Annotated in this window: 15 protein-coding genes; 8 read left to right on the top strand and 7 right to left on the bottom strand. The window is 64.3% G+C overall.

Annotated features, from left to right (window positions below; all coding sequences use genetic code 11):
• Window positions 1-39 precede the first annotated feature (39 nt).
• Together QA645_RS11045 and QA645_RS11040 are read left to right on the top strand one after the other, a co-directional pair.
• Window positions 40-675 carry a cupin domain-containing protein gene (locus QA645_RS11045; RefSeq protein WP_283050155.1) on the top strand — a complete coding sequence of 212 codons (636 nt, stop codon included), beginning with the start codon at window positions 40-42 and terminating at the stop codon, window positions 673-675.
• Window positions 676-811: 136 nt separating this feature from the next.
• Complete coding sequence (locus QA645_RS11040) at window positions 812-2,665, top strand: ATP-binding protein (RefSeq protein WP_283053159.1); 1,854 nt, start codon at window positions 812-814, stop codon at window positions 2,663-2,665.
• Window positions 2,666-2,684: 19 nt separating this feature from the next.
• Here QA645_RS11040 and QA645_RS11035 read toward each other — a convergent pair whose 3' ends face one another.
• Window positions 2,685-3,710: an AraC family transcriptional regulator gene (locus tag QA645_RS11035; RefSeq protein WP_254135508.1), complete on the bottom strand. Its 1,026-nt coding sequence runs from the start codon at window positions 3,708-3,710 to the stop codon at window positions 2,685-2,687.
• 185 nt (window positions 3,711-3,895) lie between these two features.
• Between QA645_RS11035 and QA645_RS11030 the strand changes: the two genes are divergently transcribed.
• Entirely contained in the window at window positions 3,896-4,345 is a 450-nt protein-coding gene (locus QA645_RS11030) for a cupin domain-containing protein (protein ID WP_027529369.1), read from the top strand.
• A gap of 108 nt (window positions 4,346-4,453) precedes the next feature.
• On the top strand, window positions 4,454-5,947 hold the full coding sequence (locus QA645_RS11025; RefSeq protein WP_283050151.1) for an NAD(P)/FAD-dependent oxidoreductase: 1,494 nt from the start codon (window positions 4,454-4,456) through the stop codon (window positions 5,945-5,947).
• Here the strand turns inward: QA645_RS11025 and QA645_RS11020 are convergent.
• Complete coding sequence (locus QA645_RS11020; protein ID WP_283050149.1) at window positions 5,944-7,506, bottom strand: TadE/TadG family type IV pilus assembly protein; 1,563 nt, start codon at window positions 7,504-7,506, stop codon at window positions 5,944-5,946. The genes QA645_RS11025 and QA645_RS11020 overlap by 4 nt on opposite strands.
• Window positions 7,507-7,829: 323 nt before the next feature.
• Here QA645_RS11020 and QA645_RS11015 point away from each other — a divergent pair, with 323 nt between their 5' ends.
• The gene (locus QA645_RS11015) at window positions 7,830-8,903 is read left to right on the top strand and encodes a hypothetical protein (protein ID WP_283050147.1); all 1,074 of its coding nucleotides are present in this window, start codon (window positions 7,830-7,832) and stop codon (window positions 8,901-8,903) included.
• Here QA645_RS11015 and QA645_RS11010 read toward each other — a convergent pair.
• Window positions 8,900-10,270, bottom strand: coding sequence for a cytochrome c peroxidase (locus tag QA645_RS11010; protein WP_283050144.1), 1,371 nt, complete (start codon window positions 10,268-10,270; stop codon window positions 8,900-8,902). The genes QA645_RS11015 and QA645_RS11010 overlap by 4 nt on opposite strands.
• Before the next feature lie 18 nt (window positions 10,271-10,288).
• Complete coding sequence (locus tag QA645_RS11005) at window positions 10,289-11,989, bottom strand: alkaline phosphatase family protein (RefSeq protein WP_283050143.1); 1,701 nt, start codon at window positions 11,987-11,989, stop codon at window positions 10,289-10,291.
• A 230-nt stretch (window positions 11,990-12,219) separates the two neighbouring features.
• On the opposite strand from QA645_RS11005, the gene QA645_RS11000 reads away from it, so the two are divergent.
• Window positions 12,220-13,395 (top strand): beta-propeller fold lactonase family protein, encoded by a 1,176-nt coding sequence (locus QA645_RS11000; RefSeq protein WP_283050141.1) that lies wholly within the window; start codon window positions 12,220-12,222, stop codon window positions 13,393-13,395.
• Window positions 13,396-13,399: 4 nt separating this feature from the next.
• On the opposite strand, the gene QA645_RS10995 is transcribed toward QA645_RS11000, so the two are convergent.
• Together QA645_RS10995 and QA645_RS10990 are read right to left on the bottom strand one after the other, a co-directional pair.
• Entirely contained in the window at window positions 13,400-14,653 is a 1,254-nt protein-coding gene (locus tag QA645_RS10995; RefSeq protein WP_283050139.1) for an alpha/beta hydrolase, read from the bottom strand.
• Window positions 14,654-14,693: 40 nt separating this feature from the next.
• Window positions 14,694-15,485, bottom strand: a complete 792-nt coding sequence (locus QA645_RS10990) for an ABC transporter substrate-binding protein (RefSeq protein ID WP_283050137.1) — start codon at window positions 15,483-15,485, stop codon at window positions 14,694-14,696.
• A gap of 257 nt (window positions 15,486-15,742) precedes the next feature.
• On the opposite strand from QA645_RS10990, the gene QA645_RS10985 reads away from it, so the two are divergent.
• Together QA645_RS10985 and QA645_RS10980 are read left to right on the top strand one after the other, a co-directional pair.
• Window positions 15,743-16,936 carry an efflux RND transporter periplasmic adaptor subunit gene (locus QA645_RS10985; protein WP_283050135.1) on the top strand — a complete coding sequence of 398 codons (1,194 nt, stop codon included), beginning with the start codon at window positions 15,743-15,745 and terminating at the stop codon, window positions 16,934-16,936.
• A 10-nt stretch (window positions 16,937-16,946) separates the two neighbouring features.
• A complete protein-coding gene (locus QA645_RS10980; RefSeq protein WP_283050133.1) occupies window positions 16,947-20,105 on the top strand; it encodes a multidrug efflux RND transporter permease subunit in 3,159 nt (1,052 codons plus the stop codon).
• 180 nt (window positions 20,106-20,285) lie between these two features.
• Here the strand turns inward: QA645_RS10980 and QA645_RS10975 are convergent, their stop codons facing one another.
• Window positions 20,286-22,553 carry a cation:proton antiporter gene (locus tag QA645_RS10975; protein ID WP_283050132.1) on the bottom strand — a complete coding sequence of 756 codons (2,268 nt, stop codon included), beginning with the start codon at window positions 22,551-22,553 and terminating at the stop codon, window positions 20,286-20,288.
• Between the last annotated feature and the right edge of the window lie 68 nt (window positions 22,554-22,621).

The following is a 22,621-nucleotide window of genomic DNA, read 5'->3' as shown; positions in this document are numbered from 1 at the left end:
CGGCCATTCCGGCGGCAAGGTCATGCACGGGAGAGCGACATGGATGGTCGCGGCGACACCAATGGTCCGAAAGACGCCCCGACGATCGAGGCCGACGATGCGGTCGACCAGAGGCTCGGCGAGACCGTGCGGCTGCTGCGCCAGCGCGCCGGCCTGTCGATCCAGGACGTCGCCAACAAGACCGGCCTCTCCAACGGCATGATCAGCCAGCTCGAACGAGCACGCGCCATGCCGTCGATCCGCACGCTGCGCCTGCTCAGCATCGCGCTCGAGGTGCCGATCTCCTATTTCTTCGAGACCAGCGATCCCGCCGCCGACGTGCAGCGCTACATCGTGCGCAAGAACAACCGGCGCCTGCTGCGGCTCACCGCCAGCGGCGTCGTCAAGGAAGCGCTGACGCCGGAAGGCAAAGGCCAGCTCGAGCTCTACGAGCTCACACTCAACCCCGGCGCCTCCTCAGGCACCGACTTCCTGCAGCACACCGGCGAGAAGGCCGGCTACATCCTCTCCGGCAGCCTGCGGCTGTGGCTCGACAACCAGGCCCATGTGCTGGAAGCCGGCGACAGCTTTCGTTTTCCGAGCATCGTACCGCACATGTTCGACAACCCGACCCAGCATGCCGCACGTGTGATCTGGGTCACGACGCTGCGCCAGACCGATTCGCCGGCAAGTTGACACAAAGCAACGGCTCGCCCCGATACTGACGGAAATTGCCCTCGACGCCGCCGCAGGGAGTCTGTAGCTCACATGGAGCCGGACTCATTTGACAGGGCGGACGCGAGGGTCCGCGGTGGACGTCGTTGGTAAGACCATGAAACTCAGGGGGCTTCTGACACTCGCGATGGCCGCGCAGGTCGTCGTGACCGCCGCGGCACTCCTCGTCTCTTATGCCGTGGCCGGCCCGGGGTTCGGCGTTGCGGAGATCGTTGCCCTGCTCGCAAGCGGCGCCGTCGCACTGCTGATCGCCCGGCTCTGCACGCGCACGATCGAGACGGCTCAGGACAAGCGCATGGCCGCACAACTGGCCGAGCAGGCGCAGTCGAGCGCGCAGATGACCCAGGCCGTCATCAAGACTGCTCTGGATGCTTTCGTCCAGACCGACGCGAACGGGATCATCCTGGAGTGGAGCGTCCAGGCCGAGGCGCTGACCGGATGGACGCGCGAGGAGGCGCTCGGCACTGACGTCGTCAATCTCCTCATCGCCGAGCCGCTCCGCGACGGTTTCAGGCAACGCATGATGCGGCTTCTGCCGGAGCTCTCGCATACGCCGATCGGCATCCGCTTCGAGGCAACCCTGCTGCACCGGGAGGGCGACGAGATCCTGATCGAGGCGTCGAGCACCACGCTCCAGCTCGGCGGGCGCACCGTCATCAACAATTTCGTCAAGGACATCACCCAGAAGCGCGCCGCCGAGGAACAGCTGATCCAGGCGCAGAAGATGGAAGCGGTCGGCCAGCTCACCGGCGGCATCGCCCATGAATTCAACAACATGCTCACGGTGATCACGGGCACGATCGAGATCCTCGCCGATGCCGTGAAGGACAACCCGCCGCTCGCCACCATCACCAAGCTGATCAGCGAGGCCGCCGATCGCGGCGCGGCACTGACCTCGAGCCTGCTGTCCTTTGCGCGCAAGCAGGCGCTGCAGCCGGCCGATATCGACGTCAACGACCTGCTCGAGGAGCTCGCCAAGCTGATGCTGGCGACCTTCGACAAGAAGATCGAGATCGTGAAGAGGCTCGACGGCACCATCTGGCTCGCCTTCGCCGACCGCGGGCAGCTCTCCTCGGCGCTGCTCAACCTCGCGATCAACGCCCGCGACGCAATGCCTGAAGGCGGCAGGCTGACGCTGACGACGCGCAACGTGGTGTTCGGCGTGCGCGAGGCCGTCGCGGTCGGCGCCGGCTATGCCGGCGACTATGTCGAGATCCAGATTGCCGACACCGGCACGGGCATTCCGCAGGCGATCCTGGAACGCATCTTCGATCCGTTCTTCTCGACCAAGGAGGTCGGCAAGGGCACGGGCCTCGGGCTCAGCATGGTGTTCGGCTTCGTCAAGCAGTCGGGCGGCGGCATCAAGGTCAGATCGGAAGAAGGCGGCGGCACGACATTCACGATCTACCTGCCGAAGGCCGAGACCAGCGTGCTTCGCCCGACCGGCTATGACGAGCGCAAGATCGTGGGCGGGACGGAGACCATCCTGTGCGTCGAGGACGACCGCGATGTCCGTCGCTACGTCACGGTCCAGCTCGAAAGCCTCGGCTACAAGGTCATTCCGGCCACCAACGCAGCCGACGCCCTCGCCATCGCGGCGGAGGGGACGTCCTTCGATCTGCTCTTCACCGATATCGTGATGGCGGGCGCCTTGAACGGACGGGAGCTCGCCGACGAGATGGTGGCTGCGCGCCCCTCCTTGCGGGTGCTGTTCACGTCGGGTTATGCCCACGACTCCCCGCATGGGCTGGGACAGGCCACCAAGGGTGCGCCGCTTCTGACAAAACCCTACCGCAAGGCCGAGCTCGCCCGCATGCTGCGCCGCTCGCTCGATACCGCCGTCGATGCGGCAGGCGACCCGATCCCGACGCCCTATTCGGTGCAGGCCGAGGTCGAAGGGTTCTTGCGCAAGCAGGAGACCGACGAGAGCGCGACGCGATCGCGAAAATGAACCTTGCCGGCGCCGCTCGTTAGCTCATCCGCCGTCGCAGAGTTGCCGACGGCGTCTCGCCGAATTTTTCGCGGTACGCTCCGGCCATGCGGCCGAGATGCGTGAAGCCGAGATCGAAAGCGATGTCGGTGATGGAAACGTCTGGCGAAGACTGCGCGAGCCTCGCATGAAGACCGGCAAGACGCATATCGAGCAGCATCTCCGAGATCGACACGCCGAAATGACGGCGGAAGCCGAGCTGGAGCGCGCGGATGCCGATGCCGGATGCGTCCGCAAGCTGCGCGAGATCGAGCGGCTCGCCGGCATTTTCCGCAAGATGGTCCCGTGCGGCGCGGAGTGCGCGTGGCAGGCGCTCGGCCTGTCCTGAGAACGTCCTGATCGCATCCGACAGGCCATGCCGCTGGCCATTGAGGAGGCGATCGAGCAGCACCTCGCGCCAATCAGCCATCGCAACTGGGGAAAGCCGGCCGGACCGTCCGAGCCGCTCGGCGAGCCTCATCAGCTCGGCAAGGCTCGTTTGCAGCTGGCGGCCGGACGGCGCGTTCAGGTCGATCACGGGATCGAACTCGACCGCGCCGGCCGCCCTGCCCGACAGCGCCGCGGCGCGCTGCTCAACCATGCGACGGTCCAGCAGCAAAATCGCTTGCGCACAGTCGCGCCACGTCATCCGGGTCGGGACCGTCGGCGACAGCAGCGACGCCGTCCGGTCCGGCGCGGCGTCGAAGCCGCCGGCCCCCGCACAAATGTGGGCGGTGCCCGTGAGCGGGATCTGGACCAGGAAGAAGCGGTCGAGGCACCCCGGATCGATGCTGACAGTCCCACCATAGGCAACGTAGTTGATGGAAAAGCCGTCGAACGCCGCGCAATTGTGCCGCGCCGAAAATCCGGAAGCGCGGGCCTGCGCCGGCTTGAGATCGTGCGGACAGAAGATGCGCCCGATCTGCTCGGCCGCCTCGTCGACATCATCGGTGGTGACGCGAGCGAAGCCCGCCAGCCGTTCGGCTACGGGCGTTGTCGTGCTCATTTCCTGCACGGCTGCGGACATCATCGACCACGCTTCGCGTCACGGAATTGCTTTAAGCCTATAATAGTTCCGCGGACGCGAAAAGGGCCGCGTCGCAAAATCGTCGTGCTGCATGGCAACCGCCGCGACGGATTCGTTTAGCGGATAGACAGCCGCCCGGGCGTGGCCGAAGCTCCATCCTGGCAGGAATCCAACAGGAGGCGAGCATGACTGCACTCGAAAAGGGCATTACCGCAAACGGTACAGGCTATGGCGGCAAGACCTGGAACATCCTGGGTCAGGTCTACTTCCCCAAGGCCGTCACCGAGTCCACTTTCGCATTCGAGACCAACAGTGACCCCGGCCAGTTCGTGCCGGTGCACATCCATCCGACCCAGGACGAGTTCATCCTGGTGCAGGAAGGGACGCTCGACCTCAAGCTCGACGGAAAATGGGTCAAGGCCCATGCCGGTGATCTCGTGCGCATGCCACGCGGCATTCCGCACGGCTATTTCAACAAGTCCGACAAGCCGTGCCGCGCGTTGTTCTGGGTCTCGCCGATGCAGAAGCTGGAGGCGCTGTTCAACCAGCTCCACAATCTGACCGACCCTGCCGAGGTCGTGCGCATCTCGGCGCTGCATGAGGTCGACTTCCTGCCGCCCGAGGCCAACGACTAGGCGTCTGGCGCTCCTCGTCCACTTTCATCCGCTTGCTGGTCCGCCGGCCGCGCCTTGCGGCCGAACGAGATCGCTTGCGCGCGAAACCCATAGATTGCGAGCCATCCCATGGTCAGCCCAAAGCATGTCTGCGTGATCGGCGCCGGCGTCTCCGGCCTCGCCACAGCAAAAGCGTTCTCCGCCCGCGGCCACCGCGTCACCATCGTCGAGCGTAGCGCCGATCTCGGCGGCGTCTGGGAGCCGGCGCGCTCCTATCCGGAGGTGCAGACGCAAAGCCCCAAGGATCTCTACCGCTACACGGATCGCGCCATGCCAGACTCCTATCCGGAATGGCCGACCGGGCCGCAGGTCCACGCCTACCTCGCCGACTACGCGAAAAGCTTCGGTCTCGACCGCATGCTGCGCCTCAACACTGGCGTGGCCGGCATGGCGCCGCGCACTGACGGCAGACCAGGCTGGACGCTCGCGCTAGCCGGCAAGGACGGCGCCACCACGAACGAGGATTTCGATTTCGTCGCGGTGTGCACCGGGCAGTTCAACGAGCCGCGCGAGCTGCATTGCCCCGGCGAGGACGGCTTTCTGGCGCAGGGCGGACAGATCCTGCATTCGTCGAAATACAGCGATCCCACGCTGGCCAAGGGACGTCGCGTCGTCGTGCTCGGCGGATCGAAGTCGGCGACCGACATCGCGGTGAACGCGGTGAAATCAGGCGCGCGCGAGGTCACCATCGTGATGCGCGAGCCGGTCTGGCGCATCCCCTATTTCATCGGGGGGCTCGTGAACTTCAAGCGCATCCTCTACATCCGCGCGCAGGAGGAGATGTTTCCGGGCTGGGGCATCGGCGCGATGTCGCAGCTGGCGTACCGCATCGCCGCGCCCCTGATCTGGGCAAACTGGCGCGGGCTCGAGAGCCTGTTGAAGGCGCAGCTCAAGCTCAACAAGTGCAGGATGGTGCCGAAGGAGAGGATCGAGGATGGCGTCAACTGCTCGGTACCGATCGCAACACCCGGCTTCTACCCGATGGTCGCCGATGGCCGGATCAAGGCCGTGTTCGGCAGCTTCGACCACCACGAAGGCGACACCATCGTGATGAGCGGCGGCGAGCGCATCAGCGCCGACATCGCCGTGCTCGCGATCGGCTACAAGCTCGGCGTACCCTTCCTGCCGGATGCCTATCAGCAAAAGCTGGTCGATGCGGACGGGCAGTACCGGCTCTATCGCCTGATCGCCAACCCTGATCTGCCCGACCTCGGCTTCGTCGGCTTCAACTCGTCGTTCTGCACCGTGCTCTGCGCCGATCTCGCCGCGAACTGGCTGGTGCGCTATGCCGACGGGCAACTCGCCAGGCAGCCGACGGCGCAGCAGATGCGCGACAACATCGAGATGATGCTGCACTTCAAGCGCGTGGAGCGGCCGGCCGCCGGCGTCTATGGCGGCTTGTGCGTCGCGCCTTATCACTATCGCCATTTCGACGAGCTGATGGCCGACATCGGCACCAAGACGCAGAAGCGCGGCGGGCTCGCCGGACACTTCCTGCCGCCCGACGCCGATGCCTATGCAAAATTCCTGTCGTCGGCGCCGGAGTACCGGGCGGCGGGCTAGTTGGTGATGCGGGCTTCCTGCACCGCATGATTGAACATCGCGTTCAACGCCGCCGTGATGTCGGCCGGCGTGTTCGCGGTGTAGAAGAAGCCCGGCGAGGCGCAGTTCTGCAGGCTCGCCGGAATGTTCGGGATGTTCCAGTTGGCATAGTCGTCCTCGTCTCCGGCGAAGGACGTGTTGACCGGATTGATCTTCTGATAGGGAATGTAGAGCACGGAGATGATGACGCCGCGGTTCTTCAGCGGCGTACACGACGTGGCCGGATCAATCGTCGTGGCATGGTTGCTGCCCGACCACGAGCCGTTCGGAACGCCCTTCACCTGCGGATCCTGCGCACCATCAGTCACGAGGAAGACGTAGGGCAGCGTGTTGTTCCACGCACTGCCGTCGCCCACGCTCGTGATCAACGTGTTCACGCTCGACAGCGCCGTGTCGATATGCGTGCCACCCGACCCGAGATTCGTATTCATGTTGGTATCAAGCAAGGTCGCGAGGTTCGCGGCCGCATAGTTGATCGTCGAGGAATTGGTCGTCGACCCGTTGATGCTGCTGGTCAGCGGGAAGTACGAATAGAGATAGCGGATGAAGGGATAGAGGCCGATGCGAAACTGGTTCGCCACCTTCTCGGTATTGTTCGCCGTGACGAACAGCTGATTCACCGCGTAGCCGACGGCGTCCAGTCGCAACTGAATGCAGGAATCGGTTCCGTCAGTCGGACAGTTCGCCACCGTCGCGAGGTTGGAGTAGAGCGAGTTCGGCAATCCGGAGACGATCGACGACGGCAACTGAACCCCCATGGGGTTGCTGGTCTTTGTCTGCAGCAGGCCTCTGTACCCGCTCTGGCTGACGCGCGAGATCGCATAGCCCAGGCAGTAATTGTTGGTGGGATAGCCCTGCGTCCCCGAATCCGTGCAGGCGCTGTTCTGCGGCGAGAAATGGCAGGCAAGCGTGCAGCCCGTCGGGTATTGCCGGTAGTTGTCGGGATTGATCGACTGCATGCGCTGGGCTTCCGCCGTGGTCGAGGGCAGACCCATCGAGCCCGAGACATCCAGCGTCAGGTAGAAGTCGAGATACAGCGGCAGCGTGGTGGTCGAGGACGAGCTGCCGGTCACGGTCAGCTTCCTGTAGCCGAGAAGCTGCATGAAGGTGACAGGCACATCCGCGCTGAACTGCACGTTCGAGACGAGCTTGTTACCGGTCTTGGTGACCGTGCTTGTCACACCGAGATTGGTGTAGCTGCCGGAGAACGTCGCAGCATTTCCGTTGAAGACGTTGTTCGCTTCCGTGACGCCGGCGCCAACGGATCCATTCGACGTCATCGCCATCGCCGCGTTGTAGCCGGCCGAGTTCACCGAGATCGACGCCACGCCCGCCGAATCCGCCGAACCCTGCAGCTTGGCCTTGATGCGCGTTGCCATGCTGTAGTCGATGGCGCATCCGATCGAGGCGATCAGCGGCACCAGTGCGATCGCAAACATGGCGGCAACGTTGCCTCTGGAGTCGCGCTTCAATCGCGAGACGAGCCGGGCTACATGGTGGATCGTTCCGGGAACTGCCATTGCCAAGCCCTCGCCCGACTCTTTGTTTGATCAATCACTAAGAGGAATTTCTGGAAGCGAAACCGACGCCAGGAACCAACGCACGGGTCGCGCATCGCTCCCGATGAGACGGAGCATTCTGCAGATGCCGCGCTACTTAATCGTAAAGTTCTCTTGCGAATCGCAGGTGCGTTTTGTCAGCTTCCTGTCAGCCTGACGGATTGATCCGTTTTTCTACGGAGTTTCGGCGCAACGCGGACCGATCAGGAGTTGCGCCTCGCCAAGCTGCACCTTGATGCTTACGCTCGCAGCAGCGAACGAATCGACCGACCCGGGAGCCCGCGATGCAACCACAACGCCACGCAGCCGCGGCCATCGCGGCGCTCACCCTCTTCCTCGCAATGCCTGTCACCGGCAAAGCGCAAACGTCCACGGCAACGCAATCAGACGCGCAAGCCGCCTACGATCGCGCGCTCGGCGATTTCAAATCGATCCTTGGCGAGCGCCGCCGCCAGATCGAGGCGAAGCAGCCGCTGCCCAACCTGCCCGGCCAGGCCTTGTATCTTGCGCGCGTCGCAATGATCAGCGCTTACAAGGATCTCACCGACGCCGTGCCGTCGCGGATCGGCAAGCCGAACAAGTTCGGGATTCCGCCAGCCTATTTCGATGCCGCGATCGAGCCGCTGGTCGACGAATACGCTGACATCTTCGAGGTCATGGAGGCGCCGCCCGCGAACGCACAGAACTCGGCAACGCCGTTCAAGGACGTCATCGATCTCGGCGCTGCGATTGCGCGTGCCAAGGGGCTTTCGCCTGCGGACGCCAGCGCAGCCGGCCTCATCAGTCTGGGGCTGTTCTATGCCGAGACCAACGGCAAGCAGAACGTCCGCAATGCGCGCTCGAACACCTACATGGGCAGCCTGCAGACCGGCCCGTCCGAGGACCGCAACGGCCAGCGCAAATGGGAGGCCATCAAGGGCACGATCGCGGCCGCCGATCCCGCATTGAACGCGCGCGACGACAAGGAAGAGGCGCGGTCCCGCGGCACTGATCGCCGCTTCAACCACTGGACCAATGTGCGCGACGGCCTCATGAACGCGCATGCGGAGCTGTTTGCCGAAATCCCGGCGATCGTGAAGACGTTGCCCGATCCGATCGAGCAGATGAAGCTGTTCGAACTGATCCAGATCATCCCGACCCCGACGCGCTCGGCACTGAGGTCGGGCGACCTGCTGAACTACCGGGTGTCAGACCCCACCATCATGAAGCACCTGCGCAACAACAGCATCTTCGCCTTCGGCAGGACCGACCGCGCGCGAAGTTCGGCCAGCTTCCGCGAGATTCTGGGCGCGATGTGGCTGTTCAAGCGGAAGTTCGACAAGGCGATGGTGAAATACGCGGAGATCAGGCCGCGCTAGGGGCGCGCTGTGCCGGACACACCCTGGTTCTCCGCCTTGTAGCCGTCCGTCAGCGTCTTCAGGAAGGCAATGATGTCGGTCATGTCCTGATCCGTCATTGCCGGCTTGTCGCCGAGGTGACGATCGAAAGGCGGATCCGTCACGTCGACATTGGCGTGATATTTTTGCGGAATGTCGTCGTATTTCTGCACCGTGCCGTCGGCCGCGCGCCGAAACACTTTCTCCGGATTGGTGTCGCGGAAATTGTAGAAATCCATCACCTGCTCGAGGGTGGAGAAGACGCCGTTGTGGAAGAAGGCGTGACGCGTCGCGGTGTTGCGCAGCGTCGGCGTCAGGAACATGCCGCAATACTGCGTCTGCTCGGGAATGTCGGTCCGATGCGGACCGCAGACGCCGAGATCGAAATAGTCGGAATCCTTGTTGCCCGCGAGCGCGGCATTCCGTGGCGCACCGAGCGCCTCATATTGGTGATCGGTAAACATCGGCGGCAAGCCATCGCGGGTCGGCGCCGAGGTATGGCAGCCGGCGCAGTTCGCCTTGTCGGGGTCGTTGAACAATTGCAGGCCGCGCAATTCGCCCTCGGACAAACTCGCCTTGCCCTCGAGCCAGTAGTCGTACTTGCTGGTGTAGGGATGGAAGCTCGGCTCTTCGACCTGGTAGCGCGCAACCGCGAACATCGCCTCCGCAATCAGCAGCCGCTGGTTTCTCAGCACGCCGGCGCCGAACAGTTCGACGAAGCGGTTGGCATAGGGCGCACGGCGCAGCTTGTCGGCCACGATCTCCGCGCTGCCGCCATCCATCTCGTTGGCGTCGAGCAGCGGAAACAGCGCCTGGTCCTGCAACGTGTCGGCGCGGCCGTCCCAGAACAGGCCGCCCTGCGGCACGATATTCGCCGATGCGCCGGAACCACCCGCAGTCTTGGTCGTGCGCGCGGCCTGCTGGCCCAGTGCGGCCATCTGCGCGAGGGGGATGATGTTGTCGTCGTCGCCCTTGTCGGGGCCGATGCTGAAATTCGGCTGGCGATCGAGATAGGTCAGCGACGGCACTGCGCGTGCGCCTTGCCGCGACAGATTGGCACCGCCCAGCATCACCGGGCCGTCATTGGGCGGGCCGTAGGCGTGATCCGGACTGTGACAGGATGCGCAGGACAGCGAGCCGGATGACGACAGCGAGGCGTCGTAGAAGATCTCTTTGCCGAGCAGGGCCATCGCGGACAACGGGGCGACGGGCGGACGCATCAGGCGAACCGGGTTCGGATTCGTCCCCGGCTGGTTTGCCTCTGCAAGTCCTTGCGTCCCGGCCGCAAAGACGGCGCCGGCCAGAGCGAGCAGGCCGGCGCCGAGGAGCCACAAAGTGCGGCTGTTCATTTATGATGTCCCGCTGGACTAGTGGTGGTGGTGGTGCTCGTCGGGCGGGCTGACCATCACCGTACCCGTGGTCGGATCGAGGAACAGCGCATCGGTGCGGAAATCATGGCTGTGATCCTGGTCGAAGTCGAACAGGTCCATCAGCGATCCGCTGGTCGCATCGAACGAGCCGCCCCCGAGACGCTCACCGCGCAGCCAATTGTCCTCGATGAAGCGAACCACCGAAGCCTGGGTCGTGTAGGTGTGGCTGACATAGTTGGTCTTGGCGTAGGGCGAGACCACGATCAGGGGCACGCGGGTGCCCGGGCCACAGCGACCGTTGACCGGCTTGCCGCTGAGACCGTTCGGCGCCGGCTGCTTGTTGGCGCCGAGGCCGCACAGGCCCGGACCGTTCACCTGGTCGGCGGTCGAGTCATAAGAGGCGGTCTTCGGCGGCATGTACTGATGGTCATACCAGCCGTCCGAGTCGTCATAGGTGATGATGACAGCGGTCTCGCGCCATTCCGGCTGCTTCTGCAGGAAGTTGATCAGCTCGACATTGCCGGCCTGCTCGTCAAGCGGGTCGGAGTTGCCGGCGTGACCGTCCTGGAAGGCAGGCATCTTGACGTAGGAGACGGCCGGGAAATTGCCGGCCTTGATCGCGGCATAGAGGTCTTCGAGGTCGTAGTTGTGGTTGGCCGGATCGACCTTGCCGTTGAAGTCGTGGGTATGGCCGATCGCATGGACCGAGCTCGGCCGCGCATGGGTCGGGTTGGCCGTCGACGCATGATACTGGAAGAAGGCGTGGTGCGGGCTGTAGTCGACGATCGTGCCGTTGACGTTGGTCGAGAACGTGCTGCGGCCGCAACCGGTGGTGCCGTTGGCGTTCTTGAGGGTCAGGTCAAAGCCGCCCATGAAGCTGCCCCAGCTGATGCGCGCATCAGTGAGCAGGTTGCCGATGTTCTTGCCGCCCATCAGCATGGTGCTGGTCGTGCTCGAGCAGGCATCGTTGCCGGGATCGGTGTCGCCGGTCAGCGTCAGGCCGCCCTGGCCATCCGCGATCGAGGACGAGGTGCCGATGACAGGCTGCACGCCGTTGGTCTGGCCGCCGACCACTTCCAGCATACCCGGCGTCGACGGACCGAAAGTGTCGGTCCAGTTGTTGTCGCTCATGGCGAAGTGCTGGGCGTAGTTCCAGAAGCCGGTGACGGTGTTGCCGTCGAAATAGCCCATGACCTGGCCGTTGGTGCCGAACGCGCCGGCGCCGCCGGCGGTGCCGCGGCCGGTGAATTTCGGGAACAGGTCTTCCTTGCCGTTGTCGACAGCCTGCTGCTCGGGCGTATAGGAGTGGTTCTGCGAGCGCGTGTTGGCCTGGGTGCGGTCGAGGCGGAACGGGTCCGTCGCGCCGGTGCCGTTGGCCGGATTGTTGTTCGGGTTGTTCACCAGCAGATTGGCGTTGGCGAGGTTGTTGACCCGGGGCGTATGCGGCTTCGGCACGAACGGGATCGAGCCCGAGGGATTGGCCGCGTTCGGATAGGTCGCGAAATAATGGTCGAACGAGCGGTTCTCGTTGAAGATGATCACGAGATGCTTGATCGGGGTTTCCGTATGAATCTCATGCGGATGGCGATGATCGCGGTCGTGATCGCGACCAAAATCTTCTGCGAGCACCGGAACGCTGCACGCAAGAGTCGTCGCGGCCGCGAACATCGCAGCCGTCGTCAAAAATTTGGATTTCATTTTTGTTCGCCCTGAAGGAATGACGGGGCAACCCTAGCGATCACATTTGACAGAGCTGTGTCAGTTTGACGCAAGAGACACTTTGCGCAGTTGTTGGGACAAAGAAATTCACAGGCCCGCGCATCGGCGATTATTCCCCGCCTGGAATAAAAAATTGCCGCGCCGGAATTGTTGCGAACCCGCTTTGGTTGCATAGCTTTGTCGAACAAAAACAATCCTGCGGGGGAAACATGAGAGCCGCTCGTCGCACGCGCCTGGGCCGTGTTGCATCTACCATCGCCGCAAGCGCTGTCACTGGCCTGGCGAGTTTCCCCGTCCATGCCGAAATCCTCGTCACGGCCAATGACGGCAAGATGGTGCTGGAGAACGGCAACGCCGTGGTGCGCAAGCAGCCTCTGCCCGACACGGTCAGCATCATCGATTTCACAGATGGGATGCTCAAACTTCTGGCTGAAGTGCCGGCTCCCGCAAGCGTCGTCGGCCCGCCGCCGAGCGTCGCGGTCGCGCCCGATGGTTCCTTTGCGCTGGTCACGGGCGCGATGAAGGTCGACCCGGCGGATGCGACCAAGACGGTGCCGAACGACAAGCTCAGCGTGATCGACCTGAAATCCCCACAGCCAAAAGTGCTGGCGACACTGCAGGCCGGCGCCGGTGCGGCCGGCGTGTCGATCAACCGTACAACGACCCTGGCGCTGGTCGCGAACCGGAGCGAAGGCACTGTCTCGGTCTTCACCATCAGCGGCAGCACGCTGACGCCGGCAGGCAAAATCCAGCTCGGGGATGCAAAATCAGGTCCGAGCCACGCCGTCTTCTCCCATGACGGCACGACCGCGCTGGTCACCCGCGACGGCGACAGCCGGACCTCGCTGCTGACGGTGGACGGCAACAAGGTCGAGTACGCCAAGCGCGACCTCTATTCCGGCGTACGCCCCTACGACATCGATCTCACCGGGAGCGCCACCGCCATCATCGGCAATGTCGGAGCCAGCGGCGGCGACGCCGATACGATCAGTGTGATCGACATGAATGCGAAGCCGATCCGCGTCGTCACCACGGTCAGCGTGGGGCAGACCCCCGAGGGCGTGAAGATGTCGCCGGACGGCAGTTACGTCGCCGTCACCGTCATGAACGGCTCGAACAAGCCTTCCGCCTCGCCCTTCTTCAACGATTTCGGCCTGCTGAAGGTCTACAAGATTACCGGCACCGAGCTTGCGCCAGTGGCGGAAGCGAAGATCGGCCATTGGTGCCAGGGCATGGTGTGGTCGAAGGACTCCAAGTTTGTCGTGACCCAGTGCATGGTCGAGAGCGAGCTGATCGCGTTCTCGTTCGATGGCAAGGCGCTGACCAAGACATCGACACTCAAGATGCAGGTGAGTCCTGCCGGCATCCGCACAGCCGAGCCGTAAGGACTCATCGATCGAGCGAGGTGAGATATTGATCGGCGACCGCACGCCAGCGCTCGGGATAAAGCCGCAGCAAATGGCCGTCGCCGGGGATGCCGTGCAGTAGCTCGAAGCGCGCATTGCCGCCGGCGGCGGCGAATGCCTGCTGATACTCGCGGATCAGATCTTCCTTGTAGAGGCGATCGTTGTCGGCATAGAGCCAGAGCTGCTTGACGTTGGCGCCCGCGCCGCGGCCGGCGTTCGCGTAATATGGCGTGGTCACCGGTCCGTACGGGTACCAGCCGCCGCAGAAGTTCACCACGCCCATCACCTCGCCCGGCTTGAGGCCCGCATAGTGCATGGCGAGGAAGCCGCCGCGCGACTGGCCGGCGAGCAGCACCTTGCCCGGCTTGACGCCAGGAAGCGCGCGGCCATAGGCGATCGCGGATGCGAGATCCTCGACCGCCTCAGCGACGCCGGCCGAAACATCGATCAGGCTGCCGTCGTGATCGCGTCCGAACGTTTCCTCGCCGTTGATACCCTCGGAGCTGCCGCGTCCGCGGCGCATCAGCGCCAGCACAGCGAATCCGTTGTCACGCAGCCAATGCGCTTCGGTCGAGAAAGACCAGGATCTCAGCTGATTGCGACCGACGTCGGATCCGTGGGTGAAGATCGCGAGCGGTGCGGGCCCCGGCCCCGTCGGCGGATAGAACGTGCCCTCGAGCGTGATCGGCCGTGTGCCATCAGGCGTGCGGACCGTGAGGTGCGGAATCCGGACACGCTCGCCGGGCCACGGCCAGTCGTTCGGTCGATCGCCTGCAGCAAGACGCGCCGGATCGGTGCGGACCAGCGCGCCGGAGGTGACGACGCCATTCTTGAGCGTGGCCGTCATGTACAATCGATCGGGGCCATCGAAGGCATAACGGAAGATGCGGAACCCCGTCATCGTCAGCACGCCGTCCACGACCGTCGCCTGGTCGCGCCACCATTCGCGATTCATGCCGTTGAAGGCCGAGTCCGACCGGGCAAAGACGAGGTCTGTATGTCCGTCAGCCCGGACGCGCTCGACCACGAGGATGTGCCGGTCGTCTTGCCAGGTCCCGATCCATGCGCCCTGGAATCGGGCGATCTCGGGCGGTACGTCGGATGCCGGCGGCTCCATGTCGAACCGCGGCGGCAACGGGACGACGGTCTCGGGATCGACCGTCAGAGGTTGGGCCTGGGCACTCTGCATCATCAAGACCAGCGACACCATCGCGGCTGCAATCCAACGTCCAAGCATGTGCGCCCAGTCGAAACTCGATGTGGCCGAAGGGATGGATCTATTCGGTGCGGATCGGCGAGTCCTTCAGGCCGTTATCATCATAGGCCTTGCGCAAGGTGCCGTTCGTCACGGCCTCGGTCATGAACTTGGTGACGAACGCCAAGGCCTGACTATGGCCGAGCGGGACCGCAACGGCCGTCACCGTCTTCTTGAACGTTTCGTCCAGCACCCTGGTCCCCGGAAGCTTCTGCGCCATCTTGTTGAGTTGATCGCGCGAGAGCGCGAAGGCATCGACCTCGCCGGATTTCAGCAGGCCAAAGATTTCGTCATAGGTCTGATAACCCGTAACCTTCGCGTTCTTCAGATGCGCAATGGCGCCGCGCATCGTGGTGGTGGCGTTGACGGCCGCGACCTTGATGCCGGGCTGGTCGAGCGTGGCGAAATTGGTGACGCTCGAACCGGCCTTGACGATATAGGTGGCGTCGGCGACTTCGTAGATCGGGCCGAACATCATCCTGGTCTCGCGTTCGGGATCTTTCGGCAACCAGGTGACGTCCCAGCTGCCCTTGCCGGCCGCGTCGGTGATCTGCCCGGAATTCTGGTACACGACATATTCGACGGGGATGCCGATTTGCGCCGCCATGTCCTTGCCGAGATCGACGGGTACGCCCGCATAGCCGGCTTCAGTCTTGGTCGACCAGAACGCGCCACCCGCCGGGCTGATCGCGATCGCGACCCGCAGCTTGCCGGTCGGCGCGATCTCGTCTTTCAGGCCGTCGGCTAGCGCGGGCATGGCGAGCACGGCGGCAAGAGCGAGGCCGGCCCAGGCCGACCGGAATGGCGTTGGCATGTCATCGTCTCCTCGCGTTTCTTCTTGTGCTGTCCATGTGCCTGTTTCTGTCCGCCGCCTCGCGCCGGTCGCGCGGCCTTTGACACAATTCTGGTCGATCATGCGCTCGGTGAAAAGCGATTTGTCATGACAAACCTGTCAAAGGCCACGCCGCTGTTTGCAGTGCAAGGGCTGTGACTGCCATGGCTATGGTGTTCCACGGCCGGTCATTTGTTGCTAGCCTACCGCACCGACAGACAATCATCGGAGGCCACCGAATGACCTCAGCGTATCCCGCCCATTCCGCACCATCTCATGCTGCGTGGAGGCATATCGGGCGGGCCCTAGCCGCCACGGCGGCCGTGATTGCGCTGGCCGGCTGCGAGGACAAGAACACTTTCGTGGCGCCGCCGCCGCCGAAGGTGGACGTCGCGACGCCGATCCAACGTGCGGTCACACGCTATGTCGAGGCCACCGGCAACACCGCGCCGATCAAGAGCGTCGATCTCGTCGCCCGCGTGCAAGGATTCCTGCAAACGATCGACTACACCGACGGCACCTTCGTCAAGCAGGGCACCCAGCTGTTCACGATCGAGCCGGAGACCTACAAGCTGAAGCTCGACCAGGCGCAGGCGGCCGAAGCCGGTGCGCAGGCCTCGCTCAAGCAGGCTGAAGCCGATTTCAAGCGGCAGGTCGATCTCGTTCAGCGCCAGGCGGTCTCGCAGGCCACCCTCGACACGTCGACGTCGACCCGAGACAACGCCCAGGCCAGCCTCCAGCAGGCCCAGGCCAACACCAGGATCGCCGAGCTCAACTACAGTTACACCAAGGTGAGCGCGCCGTTCGACGGCATCGTCAGCGCACATCTGGTCTCGATCGGCGAGCTTGTCGGCGCCTCCTCGCCAACCCAGCTCGCCACCATCGTCGCGATGGACCCGATCTGGGTGAACTTCACGGTCAACGAGCAGGACGTCCTGCGGATCCGCGCCGAAGCGCAGCGACGGGGGCTGACGGTCGCCGACCTCAAGCAATTGCCGGTCCTGGTGGGCCTCCAGACCGAGACCGGCTATCCGCATGAAGGCCACCTCGACTACGTCTCGCCGACCCTCAATACGTCGACGGGCACGCTCGCGGTGCGCGGCGTCGTGCCTAACGACAAGCGGGTGCTGCTGCCCGGCTATTTCGTCCGCGTCCGCGTGCCCTTCGACCAGGACAAGAACGCCCTCCTCGTCCCCGACACCTCGCTCGGCAGCGACCAGAGCGGGCGCTATCTGCTGGTGGTCAACAAGGACAATGTGGTCGAGCAGCGCAAGGTGCAGATCGGCGCCGCCGACAACGGCCTGCGCGTGATCGAGAGCGGCCTGAAGCCGGACGACCGCGTGGTCATTTCCGGACTTCTGCGCGTGATCCCGGGCCAGAAGATCGACCCGCAGCAGACCAAGATCGAGCAGCCGCAGGCCTCGAACCAGTGAGGCGCCTGTCATGATCTCAAAATTCTTCATCGAGCGGCCGGTCCTCTCGAACGTCATCGCGCTCCTGATGATCCTGATCGGCGGCGTCGCGCTGTTCAACCTCGCGATCGCGCAATATCCGGACGTGGTGCCGCCGACGGTGCAGGTCACCACGCGCTATCCCGGCGCCAGCGCCAAGACCGTGATCGACACGGTTGCCCTGCCGATCGAGCAGCAGGTCAACGGCGTCGAGGACATGCTCTACATGCAGTCCTACAGCGGCTCCGACGGCACCTATACGCTGACGGTGACCTTCAAGATCGGCACCGACCTCAACTTCGCGCAGGTGCTGGTGCAGAACCGCGTCTCCAGCGCGCTGTCGCAACTGCCGTCGTCCGTGCAGAACCAGGGCGTCACCGTCCAGAAGAAGTCGACCTCGATCCTGCTGTTCGTGACGCTGACCTCGCCGGACTCCCGGTTCGACAGCCTTTACCTGAGCAACTACGCCACCATCAATCTGCGCGACGAGCTGTCACGTTTGCCCGGCGTCGGCAACGTCACCGTGTTCGGCGCCGGCCAGTATTCGATGCGGATCTGGCTCGATCCGAACAAGTTGCAGGCGCGCGCATTGGTGCCGCAGGACGTGATCCAGGCGATCCAGCAGCAGAGCCAGCAGGTCTCGGCCGGCCAGGTCGGCGCACCGCCGACGCCGCCGGGACAGGCGTTCCAATACACGCTCAATGTCAACGGAAGGCTCGACGACACCACGCAGTTCGAGAACATCATCGTCAAGACCGGCACGAGCGGCGACGTCACGCGCGTGCGCGACGTCGGCTGGGTCGAACTGGGTGCGCAGACCTACAGCCAGATCTTCTCGCTCAACAAGCAGCCCGCCACCGGCATCGGCGTGTTCCAGTCGCCCGGCGCCAACGCGCTCGAGGTCGAGCAGGCCGTCGAGAGGAAGATGACGGAGCTCGCCAAGCGCTTCCCGGAAGGCATCAAATACGACACGCCGTTCGATACCACCAAGTTCGTCAACGCCTCGGTGCACGAGGTTTACATGACGCTGATCGAGGCCGGCCTGCTGGTGCTGGTCGTCATCCTCGTGTTCCTGCAGGACTGGCGCGCGATGCTGGTGCCGGCGACGACCGTGCCGGTGACCATCATCGGCGCCTTCGCGGCGATGGCGGCGCTCGGCTTCACCATCAACATGTCGACGCTGTTTGCGATCGTTCTCGCGATCGGCATCGTCGTCGACGACGCCATCGTCGTGGTGGAAGGTGCGGCCCACAATATCGAGCAGGGCATGAACGGCCACGACGCCGCGATCAAGGCGATGGACCAGCTGTTCGCGCCGATCGTCGGCATCACGCTGGTGCTGATCTCGGTGTTCCTGCCGGCCTCGTTCCTCGCCGGCCTCACGGGACGCATCTATTCGCAATTCGCGCTGGTGATCGCGGCGACCGCGCTTTTGTCTGCCATCAACGCGGCGACGCTGAAGCCGACGCAATGCGCGCTCTGGCTACGGCCGGCGGTGCCGCCGGAGCAGCGCAATTTCTTCTACCGCGGCTTCAACGCCGTCTACGACCGCGTCGAACGAGGCTACACCCGACTGATCGCCTTCCTGGTCGGACATGCCACGGCGTCGGTGGCGGTCGCATTGGTCCTGATCGGGATCGGCGGCTACGGCCTGTCGCGGGTGCCGACCGGCTTCCTTCCGATCGAGGACCAGGGCTATCTGATTGCCGCCGTGCAGCTGCCGGACGGCGCCTCGCTGGAGCGAACCCAGAAGGTGCTCGACCGGGCCGCCGATATCATCAAGGACACGCCGGGCGTCGCCCAGGTGATCACCATTGCCGGCATCTCCGCGCTCGACAGCAGCGCGAGCCTTGCCAATGCCGGCGTCGCCTACATCATCCTGAAGGACTGGGATGCACGCAAAGGCCCCGGTGAGGATTTGCGCTCGCTGGTCTACGGCCTGAACGACAAGGTTGGGACCATCATGGAGGCGCGTACGCTGGTGCTGCCGCCGCCGCCCATTCAAGGCATCGGCAACGCCGCCGGCTTCTCGATGCAGGTCGAGCTGCGCGACGGCAACAGCGATTTCGCCAAGCTGCAGGCCATCACCGGCGCGATGGTCAGTAACGCCCAGAGCCAGAGCGCGCTGCAGCGCGTCTCCTCCTCGTTCCGCTCGGCGGTGCCGCAATTCAACGTCGAGATCGATCGCGTCAAGACGCAGACCTTGCACGTAACCACGGACGCGGTGTTCGCGGCGCTGTCGACCTATCTGGGCTCGTCCTACGTCAACCAGTTCAACAAGTTCGGCCGCGTGTTCCAGGTCTACACGCAGGCCGATCCGGCGTTCCGCGTCACCGAGCGCGACATCGCCAACATGCAGGTGCGCAACCAGAACGGCGACATGATCCCGATCGGCACGGTCGCCACCATCACGCCGGTCACGGGACCGTCGCTGATCAGCCTCTACAATCTCTATCCGTCCTCGACCATCGTCGGCCTGCCGGCGCAGGGTTATTCATCCGGCCAGTCGCTGAAGCTGATGGAAGAGATCGGCGACAAGACGCTCCCGCCGGGCACCGGCTTTGAATGGACGGCGATGTCCTATCAGGAGAAGGCGGTCGGTAACCAAATCTACTGGGTGTTCGGGCTCGCCATGCTGCTGGTCTATCTCGTGCTCGCCGGCCAGTACGAGAGCTGGTACTCGCCGATCTCGGTGATCCTCGCGGTGCCGCTGTCGCTGATCGGGCCGATGCTGGTCCTCAACGGCCTGAACATCGACAACAACCTGTATTGCCAGATCGGCCTGATCCTCCTGATCGCGCTGTCGGCCAAGAACGCGATCCTGATCGTCGAGGTCGGGCTCGAACTGCACGGCCGCGACGGCAAGCCGGTACTGGAATCCGCGATCGAGGCGGCGCGCGCCCGCTTCCGCCCGATCCTGATGACGTCGTTTGCCTTCATCCTCGGCATGGTACCGCTGGTGATCGCGACCGGCGCCGGCGCCAGCGCTCGCAAATCGATCGGCATCACGGCGTTCTCGGGCATGCTGGCCTCGACCTGCCTCGCGGTGCTGTTCGTGCCGACCTTCTTCGTGGTGGTGCAGCGCTTCGAGAACTGGCTCGGGTCGCGGAAAGCGCCGAAGGCGCAGCCGGCGGCGAAGGTGAAGTCCTAGGGCGGCTTCGACGACAACGCGAAAACAACCCCATGCACAGTAGGGATGGGGTTGAAACGGCGCGAGACAATTCGGTATCACCGAAATTACTTGCTCCGTCGGGCAAAACACCGGCATAGTGGCATCGTCGGCGGTGCGGGTGACCTGCGTTGCCCCTCCCCTCCGTCATTGCAGGCGCAGCTAATCTTTCTCGCCTGGCGCCCGGCGCGCCTCGCCGCTCGACACCAGAAGCACCGAGACCTTCGACTGCCGCAGCACGGCGTCGGCGACGCCGCCGAAGGAGAGATGATCGGCCTGAATTCGGTCGACGCCCATGACGACGAGATCGACGTCGGTGGTGTCGATCTCGCGCAGGATCGCCGCCTCCGGCGCCCGGTTCACGCGCAGCGTGGTCGTGATGTCGACATCGTAGCGGGCGGCGAGATCGCTCGCGTCCTTCAGGATACCCGCCTCCTGGCCGAGACCGCGAGACGCACCGCGTTGCGCGCCCTTGTCCCGAGTCGTCGCGACATAGATCACCCGCATCGAGCCTGATCCGGCCTGCGTCAATGCGACCGCGACCTCGGCGCCGCGCCTTGAGACGCTGCTGCCGGAGACCGGGACGAGGATGTTGAGTCCTTCGGGCATCGGCTGCTTCAAATGCTTGCCCTTGGCTGCTGCGATCGCGAGCGGCCCCTCGAATTTTGCGGCGATGTCCTCGATCTTGCGGTCGAAGCGGTCCTTGCTCGCGGCGACCTTGTCGACACCGACGACGAGAAGATCAAAACCCTTGCGCGCCTCATCCGCAATCGTCTCGCCGAGCTCGGCGCGCCGCGAACGGGTCACGACATCGACACTGCCGGCATCGCCGTCGCCATGGGCGGACACCGTTTCGGCCGCCTTCTTCACGACGGCTTCGTGGCTCTCCTCTTCGTCGCGGATCTTTTCCTGGTCCTTGGCGCGTTTACCGATATGCAGCACGGTAATCGGCAGGCCACGCATGCCGGCGATCAGGCCGATGATGTGTGATGCGAAGGTGGCGTTGACGCTCTCGTCAACGGCAAGCAAAGGGCGTTCGAGATTGGCAACGAAGCCGCGCTTCTCGAACTCTTCCCGCTCGAGCCGGTCCTTCTCGTCCTTGTTCATCGGCAGCCTGGCGAGCGCCGCGCGCAGCATCGGCGGCATCGCCATCGTGGTCACGATCGCCATCGTCACGATCATCGTGAACAGGTTCTGGCTGAGCACGCCGATCGACAGACCGATGGTCGCGATGATGACCTCGGTCGAGCCGCGCGCATTCATCCCGCTCGCGAGCGCCAGCGACTCCCGCGTGCTCAACCCGCCGACGGTGCCGCCGACAAAGGCGCCGCCGAACTTGCCGACACTGGCGATCACGACCAGGAGGCCGGTGAGCATCAAAAGGTAGGGATCGCGCAGCACCGACAGGTCGGCGCTGAGGCCGGCGAGGCCGAAGAACACCGGCATGAAGAAGCTGGAGATCAGCCCGCGCAGGCGCTCATCGATCTGCCGCGTCAGGATCGGCGACTCCCCGACCAGGATGCCGGCGACGAATGCGCCGAGCACGGTGTGGACGCCGATCGCGTGCGTGATCAGCGCCATCACGCCCATCAACAACAGGATCACCGTGATGACCGCCGCCGCGCTGACGAGATTGTCGTTGGCCCAGCGGATCAGGTGAAACACCAGCCGGCGGCCGATGGTGAAGGAGACGGCGAGGAACGCGAGCGTCCCCAGCACCGCCTTCGCCACCGAGGCGACGTCCAACGTGCCCTGCGAGGCCAGACTGAAGATGACGGCGATGATGATCCAGCCGATGGTGTCGTCGATCACGGCGGTCGCGACGATGATCTGGCCGACATTGCGGCGCATGAAGCTCATCTCGCGCACCACCACGGCGACGATCTTCACGGAGGAGATCGACAGCGCCGTGCCCATGAACAGCGAGGCGACCAGGCGCTGCTCGGGCTTCGGCAGCAGCGCATCCGGCAGGAACGCACCGAGCGCAAAGCCGCAGGCAAAGGGCACGAGGATCCCGGCAATCGAGATCGCGATCGCGGCCTTGCCGACCTTCCTGACCAGCTTGAGATCGGTCTCCATGCCCGTCAGCAACAGCAGCAGCAGAATGCCGACTTGCGCGATGCCGTCGAGCATCGCCTTCTGCTCCGGCGTCTTGGGGAAGATCGCGGCTTGCGCCTCCGGCCAGATCCAGCCGAACAACGATGGCCCGAGGATGATGCCGGCGAGCAATTCGCCGATCACCGAGGGCTGGCCGATGCGCTGCATGAGCTCGCCGAGACCGCGACCCACGGCAATCAGCAGCACGATCTGCGTCACCAGCAGGAATTCGGAGGGCCCCGCCGATTTGCCGCCCTCGGCGCTGGCCGCCATGGTGGTGAGGACAAGCGCCGCGGGGACAAGGCCGACCGGTCGGAGCAGGCTCCACTGCATGCAGGCGTCTTCCCCCGTTTGGGGTCCCGGCGAAGTGTCGAGACCACAGGGGATAGAACCCGCGGAAG

Origin of the sequence: Bradyrhizobium sp. CIAT3101, assembly GCF_029714945.1 — a bacterium.
GTDB lineage: Bacteria > Pseudomonadota > Alphaproteobacteria > Rhizobiales > Xanthobacteraceae > Bradyrhizobium.
The sequence above is the reverse complement of the archived record's forward strand: the minus strand, read 5'-3'. Positions and strand labels throughout refer to the sequence as shown.

Excerpts from the sequence above, each read along its gene's own strand:
- QA645_RS11045 (WP_283050155.1), top strand. The coding sequence starts at position 40 with ATGGATGGTCGCGGCGACACCAATGGTCCGAAAGACGCCCCGACGATC.
- QA645_RS11040 (WP_283053159.1), top strand. The coding sequence starts at position 812 with ATGAAACTCAGGGGGCTTCTGACACTCGCGATGGCCGCGCAGGTCGTC.
- QA645_RS11035 (WP_254135508.1), bottom strand. The coding sequence starts at position 3,710 with ATGTCCGCAGCCGTGCAGGAAATGAGCACGACAACGCCCGTAGCCGAA.
- QA645_RS11030 (WP_027529369.1), top strand. The coding sequence starts at position 3,896 with ATGACTGCACTCGAAAAGGGCATTACCGCAAACGGTACAGGCTATGGC.
- QA645_RS11025 (WP_283050151.1), top strand. The coding sequence starts at position 4,454 with ATGGTCAGCCCAAAGCATGTCTGCGTGATCGGCGCCGGCGTCTCCGGC.
- QA645_RS11020 (WP_283050149.1), bottom strand. The coding sequence starts at position 7,506 with ATGGCAGTTCCCGGAACGATCCACCATGTAGCCCGGCTCGTCTCGCGA.
- QA645_RS11015 (WP_283050147.1), top strand. The coding sequence starts at position 7,830 with ATGCAACCACAACGCCACGCAGCCGCGGCCATCGCGGCGCTCACCCTC.
- QA645_RS11010 (WP_283050144.1), bottom strand. The coding sequence starts at position 10,270 with ATGAACAGCCGCACTTTGTGGCTCCTCGGCGCCGGCCTGCTCGCTCTG.
- QA645_RS11005 (WP_283050143.1), bottom strand. The coding sequence starts at position 11,989 with ATGAAATCCAAATTTTTGACGACGGCTGCGATGTTCGCGGCCGCGACG.
- QA645_RS11000 (WP_283050141.1), top strand. The coding sequence starts at position 12,220 with ATGAGAGCCGCTCGTCGCACGCGCCTGGGCCGTGTTGCATCTACCATC.
- QA645_RS10995 (WP_283050139.1), bottom strand. The coding sequence starts at position 14,653 with ATGCTTGGACGTTGGATTGCAGCCGCGATGGTGTCGCTGGTCTTGATG.
- QA645_RS10990 (WP_283050137.1), bottom strand. The coding sequence starts at position 15,485 with ATGCCAACGCCATTCCGGTCGGCCTGGGCCGGCCTCGCTCTTGCCGCC.
- QA645_RS10985 (WP_283050135.1), top strand. The coding sequence starts at position 15,743 with ATGACCTCAGCGTATCCCGCCCATTCCGCACCATCTCATGCTGCGTGG.
- QA645_RS10980 (WP_283050133.1), top strand. The coding sequence starts at position 16,947 with ATGATCTCAAAATTCTTCATCGAGCGGCCGGTCCTCTCGAACGTCATC.
- QA645_RS10975 (WP_283050132.1), bottom strand. The coding sequence starts at position 22,553 with ATGCAGTGGAGCCTGCTCCGACCGGTCGGCCTTGTCCCCGCGGCGCTT.